7 protein-coding genes are annotated in these 6,577 nt (G+C 60.9%); all 7 read left to right on the top strand.

Annotated features, from left to right (window positions below):
- Positions 1-234: 234 nt before the first annotated feature.
- Positions 235-1,494 (top strand): Fe-S-containing protein, encoded by a 1,260-nt coding sequence (locus tag ACTTKG_RS08185; RefSeq protein WP_442673726.1) that lies wholly within the window; start codon positions 235-237, stop codon positions 1,492-1,494.
- 19 nt (positions 1,495-1,513) lie between these two features.
- Complete coding sequence (locus ACTTKG_RS08180; protein WP_442673725.1) at positions 1,514-2,785, top strand: ABC transporter permease; 1,272 nt, start codon at positions 1,514-1,516, stop codon at positions 2,783-2,785.
- A gap of 6 nt (positions 2,786-2,791) precedes the next feature.
- Positions 2,792-3,946: an ABC transporter permease gene (locus tag ACTTKG_RS08175; protein ID WP_442673724.1), complete on the top strand. Its 1,155-nt coding sequence runs from the start codon at positions 2,792-2,794 to the stop codon at positions 3,944-3,946.
- 9 nt (positions 3,947-3,955) lie between these two features.
- The gene (locus ACTTKG_RS08170; RefSeq protein ID WP_442673723.1) at positions 3,956-4,657 is read left to right on the top strand and encodes an ABC transporter ATP-binding protein; all 702 of its coding nucleotides are present in this window, start codon (positions 3,956-3,958) and stop codon (positions 4,655-4,657) included.
- Positions 4,654-5,160: an FMN-binding protein gene (locus tag ACTTKG_RS08165; RefSeq protein WP_442673722.1), complete on the top strand. Its 507-nt coding sequence runs from the start codon at positions 4,654-4,656 to the stop codon at positions 5,158-5,160. The genes ACTTKG_RS08170 and ACTTKG_RS08165 overlap by 4 nt, the downstream gene beginning before the upstream one ends.
- A 53-nt stretch (positions 5,161-5,213) precedes the next feature.
- A complete protein-coding gene (locus tag ACTTKG_RS08160; RefSeq protein ID WP_442673721.1) occupies positions 5,214-6,299 on the top strand; it encodes an FAD:protein FMN transferase in 1,086 nt (361 codons plus the stop codon).
- Positions 6,296-6,577: NusG domain II-containing protein (locus ACTTKG_RS08155; RefSeq protein WP_442673720.1), on the top strand; the 282-nt coding region annotated here is incomplete at its 3' end. The genes ACTTKG_RS08160 and ACTTKG_RS08155, both read left to right, overlap by 4 nt.

The following is a 6,577-nucleotide window of genomic DNA, read 5'->3' as shown; positions in this document are numbered from 1 at the left end:
CCTCGACGTAGCACCGCTACGCCTGTGGTTTGTCTCCTTGCTGAGCCGTCCAAGAAGCGAACCCTGAAAGGGTGAAGCTGATTGGGCAACGGCTCGTATGCGAAAACGTCCCAAGAATGCAAGTGCAAAGCGCGCCGCATGATTGGTTGACGTTGACCGCTATAGATACAGCGCATCTGTGCAAATCTGGGCGACCTCATTTTATCAGCGCTTCCTTAAAGTGAGGTGTAGAATATGCTGCAGATGTTCCTGCAACAGTTTGTGCCGGCGATGGAGCAGGTGCTGACGCTTGCTGTGCCGCTCGGCATCCTTTTCGCCATCCTGCGGCGGCTGCCGCTCGAAAAGTATCGCCGCAATTATAACACCGCAATTCATTGGGGCTTTTGGCTGTCCGTCGCCATTGTGGCGGCGCGTGTTGGCACGCGAAACGCCGTGAGCCGCGAGGTCGCCGAGGCCGGTGCGATCGCTTTCGCCATGATTGCGGAGATCATTCTCGTCGTTGTGCTCGTGCGCGGCGCAGGGCAAAGGGAGACGTTTTCAAGACCGCTGCAAGTCTCTGCCTGCGCTATCGGCGTTCTGCTCTTCTTCTATCACGGCATGGAACTTTGGCTCATTCCCATCGGCACGATCATATCGGCGGCGGGCGACTACATGACGCAGACGGTCGCCGTGAAGCTCGCAGGCTTTGCGGCAGGGATGTTCTTCGGTGTCGTCAGTTCTTATGTCGCTTACAAGGCGGCGGCGGCGCTCAATCCGAGAAGGCTCTTTTTCGTATTCGTCATTCAGGCGGGCGCCATGTTCATTCAGCAGGGCATCTTCCTTGTGCAGGTGCTGATGGCGCGGCACATCCTCGACAGCGCGGCGCTTCTTTCCATCATGGCGCCGATCATCGACCGCTCATCGTGGCTCATCTTCATCATCTTCTTCGCGCTGCTCTTTGTGCCGCTGACGCTCTTCTCGCAGAAAAAACCCGAGCGTCCTGCCGGCACGAATCCCGCCCAGTATCGCCGCATGATCATGCAGGCGATGCACAAGCGGCGCTGGGGGACGGCGACGGTGCTGTTCCTCGCGGGCATGGTCTTTCTGTCGAGTTTCGGCGCGAGCTATGCGAACCGCAAGGAAGAACTCGTGCCGGCTGTCCCCGTCACGGCGGTCGACGGCTCTGTCGATGTGGATCTCTCGGTGGTCAACGACGGGCATCTGCATCGCTTCGTCTATCAGACAGCGAGCGGGCAGATGGTGCGCTACATCGTGATCTTAAAGGGCGGCAACTCCTATGGCGTCGGGCTTGACGCCTGCGAGATCTGCGGTCCGACGGGCTACTATGAAAAGGATGGTCAAGTCATCTGCCGTCTCTGCGACGTCATGATGAACAAGGCGACGATCGGCACGAAGGGCGGCTGCAACCCGATCCCCATCGAGTACAGTGTGGCGGACGGCAAGCTGCGCGTGCCGCAGGAAGCCTTGGAAAAGGCGCGTGACGTGTTCCGCTGATGCGTGAAGGAGGGATACAATGTTTTGGCAGATGGTAAAAGGCGCTCTGATTCGCCAGAGGAAGCGCTTCTTCCTCATCGCGCTGACGGCGGCTCTCGGCGTATCGCTCGCCGCCGCCATGCTCAACGTCATGTTTGACATCGGTGAGAAGGTCAATCAAGAACTGAAAGCTTACGGGGCGAACATCACCGTCACGCCGCGCAATGCTTCTGTGCTGCAGGATGTCTATGGTCTTGAGGGCGGACGCAGGGAATACTTAAACGAGGCGGATGCGGCGAAGATCAAGACGATCTTCTGGACGAACAATATCGTCGCGTTCGCACCGGAGCTTTCGGGTGAAGTCGCGCTTGCGGACGGCAGGAATGTACCCGTCATGGGGACATGGTTCGATCATGAGGTCGAGCTGCCGACGGGCGAGAAGATGCGGACGGGCGAGAAGGAAATGAAGTCGTGGTGGAAGATCGACGGCGCGTGGCCGACGGAAAGCCCCGACGAAGCGCTTGTGGGAACGAAGCTCGCGGGCGCGCTGGGCTTGAAGCCCGGCGATTCGGTCTCCTACCGCACGAAAGACGGCGCAGAAAAGACGCTGAAGATCACGGGTGTCGTCACAGGCGGCGGTGCAGAGGACGAGGCTCTGACCGTGAACCTTGCGCTTGCGCAGGAGCTTTTGGGCGTACAGGGAAAGATCGACAAGATCGAGGTTTCCGCCGTCACGACGCCTGAGAACGACCTTGCGCGAAAGGCGGCGGAGAACCCCGAGCGCCTTTCGCAGAAGGAGCGCGAGATCTGGTACTGCACGGCGTATGTCAGCTCCATCGCCTTCCAGATCGAGGAGGCGATCCCCGGATCTTCTGCGCAGCCCGTGCGTCAGATCGCCGAGTCCGAGGGCAAGATCCTCGAAAAGACGCAGATGCTCATGCTGCTTATCACGGGGCTTTCGCTTCTTTCGGCGGCGCTCGGCGTGTCCAATCTCGTCAGCGCGAACATCATGGAAAGAAGCCGCGAGTTTGGCTTGATGAAAGCGCTTGGCGCAACCGACCTCTCCGTCGTGCTCGTCGTTCTTGCGGAAATTTTCATTTCAGGCATCTTGGGCGGCGCCGTCGGCTACTTCGGCGGACTTGCGCTTGCACAGGCGATCGGTCAGACGGTCTTTGGCTCAAGCATCGCGAACAATCTCGTCGTCATTCCCATCGTGGGCGGACTCATGGCTTTGATGCTCCTCATCGGCAGCCTGCCCGCCATCCGTATGCTTCTCTCCTTGCAGCCCGCAAGCGTCCTTCATGGCAGGTGATTCGATATGGCAGGAAGAATAAAAAAACTGGAAATGTTTCTGCGCATGATCGTGCGGGCGCTCTTTCGCCAGAAAGCCCGCATGTTCGTCGCCCTCTTGGCAGTCGCGGTCGGCGCGGCGATCATCTCGGGCATGATTACGGTCTATCGTGAGGTGCCGGCGCAGCTCGGGCGCGAGTTCCGCGCTTACGGCGCGAACGTGCTTCTCCTGCCCGCAGGCGAGGCAAAGACCTTCGGCGGTGCATCGCTTGAGAAGGTGCGCGCTTCGCTGGCAGACCGCGATGTCGTCGGCGTCGCTCCCTTCCTCTATGAGCGGCTTGAGGTCAATAAGCAGCCGGTCTTGACGGGCGGCACGGACTTTTCCGAGGTCAGGAAGGTCAGCCCCTATTGGATGGTCAAGGGCGAGTATCCGAAAGCAGGCGAACGGGAAATCCTCATAGGATCGGAGATGGCATCGAAGATCGCGCGTGATACGGACAAGCTCATCGGTCAGACTGTCACCGTCAGTGCGGGCGAGGGCAAAGCGATGATGCCCTTCACCGTCTCCGGTATCGTCTCGACGGGCGGCAAGGAAGAGCAGTTCGCCTTTTTGAATCTCGATGAGCTGCAAAAGATCGCCGAGAAGCCGGATGCCATCGGTCTTGCACAGCTCAGTATCGTCGCCGATGGCGAGAGCCTGAAATCCGTCGAGGACGCCGTGCGTGCGGCGAACGCCGGCATCGAGCCGCAGGAAGTGCAGCAGATCGCGCACTCGGAGTTCAACGTCTTGAAGAAGCTCGAAATCTTGATCCTGCTCGTGACGATCATCGTCCTCATTTTGACGCTCATCTGCGTGACGACGACGATGACGGCGGTCGTCACCGAGCGCCGCCGTGAGATCGGCCTCAAGAAAGCGCTTGGTGCATCGAACGGCAATATCGTCGTGGAATTTCTCGGAGAAGGCTGTGTGCTCGGTCTCGTTGGCGGTCTTTTAGGCAGCGGCTTCGGCTACCTTTTCGCGCAGAGCGTGAGCCTGAACGTCTTTTCGCGCGGCATCGCCTTTGCCCCGGGCATCGCCGTGCTCGCCGTCATCTTGTCCGTCATCGTGACGGGCGTCGCGAGCCTCATCCCCGTGCGCATCGCGACGAGCGTTGATCCCGCCATCGTCTTGCGGGGAGAGTAGGAGGGTCTTATGAGTCTATTGGAGTTAAAGGGCGTGACTATGGCGTACAACGGCAAGGTCAAGGCGCTCGACAATGTCAACCTCACGGTGGAAAAAGGCGACTGGCTCGCCGTCATGGGCCCTTCCGGCTCGGGCAAGACGACGCTCATGAACATCATCGGTTGCATGGATCATGCGACGAGCGGCACGGTCATGCTTGACGGCATCAATCTCACGGAGGTTTCTGACCACGAGCTTACGCTGATTCGCCGTGACAAGATCGGCATCGTCTTTCAGCAATTTCACATGATCCCGTACCTCACGGCGATCGAGAACATCATGGCGGCGCAGTACTATCACAGCATCCCCGACAAGAAGGAAGCGCTCGAAGCGCTCGACCGCGTCGGTCTTGCCGACCGCGCCGACCATCTGCCGAGTCAGCTTTCGGGCGGCGAGCAGCAGCGCGTCTGCATCGCACGCGCCCTCATCAACTATCCCGTGCTGATACTTGCGGACGAGCCGACGGGCAACCTCGACGAGGTCAATCAGAACCTTGTCATGAAGATCTTCCGCGAACTGCACGCCGAAGGTCATACGATCCTCACGGTCACGCACTCTGCCGAAGTCGGTGCGGCAGCGGAGCGATGCGTCGTCATCGAGCATGGTCACATGGTGGAGAAGAGCGCCGAAGAACAAGCGGCGGCGAAAGCGAAGGAAGGGATCAAGGAATGAATCTGCAAAAGAAGTCTTTGACGCTGGCTTTGAGCGTCGCCGTCAGCGCCGCGCTCTTTGTCGGCTGCGGCGACGAGGCGGCGAAGGACGCTCCGAAGGACGGCGGGGCGCCGCAGGGCGTCGCTGTCAAGAAGATCGCCGATATCGACCTCTCACAGGCGAAGGACGGCACGTATAACGGCGAGAGCAGCGAGAACTCCGAGTATGGTCACGGCAAGATCGCCATCACGATCAAGGATCACAAGATCGAAAGCGCGACGTACTTCGGCATCGACAAGGACGGCACGATGAAGGGCGAGGACTACGGCAAGAAGAACGGTCAGGTCAGCGATGCGCAGAACTACAAGAAGGCGCAGAACGCCGTCAAGGCGAATGCGACCTACGGCGCACAGCTCGTCGAGCGCCAGCAGCCGGGCAAGGTCGACGCCATCTCGGGCGCGACGATCTCCTATGAGCAGTTCATCGAAGCCTCGACGAAAGCGCTCGATGAAGCGAAAAAGTAACGATGATTCTTTTGCAGAAGCTGCACAATCGGTATCGGTCAGGAGCGCGGCGCATGAGAGATGAGCGTTCTTTGGCAACCCAAGGCGCAGGGCATCTTGCCCTGTGCCTTTTGCTCGTTTTTCTTGCCGCTTCTCTTGCGGCGGGCTGTTTGCCAACACGGACGAACCGAGATGTTTCCCACGCCGCATACGAGGCGAGCGAGGAGTTCTTCGCGATGGATACGAAGATGACGATCAAGGTCTATGGCGAAGGCGCACCCGAGGCGGCGCGGGAGGCGAAGGAGCAGCTTCTCGCGCTCGATGCGCTTTGGAGCGCGATGCGCGAGGGAAGCGACGTCGCACGTTTGAACGGCGGCGCGGGCGAAATGACCGCGCTCGCGCCCGAGACGATGCGGCTTCTGCGGCTCTCCGAGGCGGTGCGCGAGGAGACGAAGGGTGCACTCGACGTGACGCTTCTGCCGCTCCTCAAGCTCTGGGGCTTTGCGGGCGGCGCACATCGCGTGCCGGCGGCAGAGGAGATCGAGGCGGCGCGCGCCTTGACGGGAGCGGGAAAGCTCAAGCTCGATGAGGCGGCGGGTACGGCGCGGCTCGAAAAGGGCAGCAGCGTCGAGCTTGGCGCGGTGGCGAAGGGCTATGCGGGCGAGCTTGTCGCGGCAGGGCTCAAGTCGCGCGGCGTGCGCTCGGCGCTCCTCGACCTCGGCGGCAATATCGAGACGGTCGGCACGCGCGAGGGCGGCGCACCGTGGCGCGTGGGGCTTCGGAATCCTTTCGGCGGAGCGATTCTCGGTACGGTCGAGGTCGCGGACGCCGCCGTCGTGACCTCGGCGATCGACCAGCGCTTCTTCACGGATGCAGAGGGAAACCGCTATTGGCACATCCTCGATCCTGCGACGGGTGCGCCTGCCATGAGCGGACTTGCCTCTGCCACCGTCGTCGCGTCATCGGGCGGCAGAGCGGACGCGCTTTCGACGGCGCTCTTCGTCATGGGCGCGGATCGCGCCGCCGCTTTCTGGCGCGAGCGGCAGGATTTTGAGATGGTGCTCGTCGGCATGGACGGTCATGTGTGGATTACCGAGGGGCTTCTTGATCGCTTCTCGGCGGGCGAGGGGCTGACGGGAGAAGTGGAGGTCATTCGATGAACGGGGGAAAGAAGGCGCGTCTCTTCGCTCTTTTCGCCGCGCTCTTGCTCGGCGCGGCGGGCGCGTGGCTCTTCATCGCCGCTTTTCGCGGGGAAGAAGAGCCGGAGTTGGACGCGGTCGAGGTCGTGCAGGACGGCGTGGTGATCTATCGCTTCACACAGCAGGAGCTGCAGGAGGAGCGCCATATTCGCGTGCCTTATGGCGAGCACGAGAACGTCATCGAGACGGGCGGCGGCACGATCCGCATCGAGAGCGCGGACTGTCCCGATCAGATCTGC

The organism is Selenomonas sp., from assembly GCF_052169755.1.
Lineage (GTDB): Bacteria > Bacillota > Negativicutes > Selenomonadales > Selenomonadaceae > Selenomonas.
This window is presented reverse-complemented; position numbering and strand designations above follow the sequence as displayed.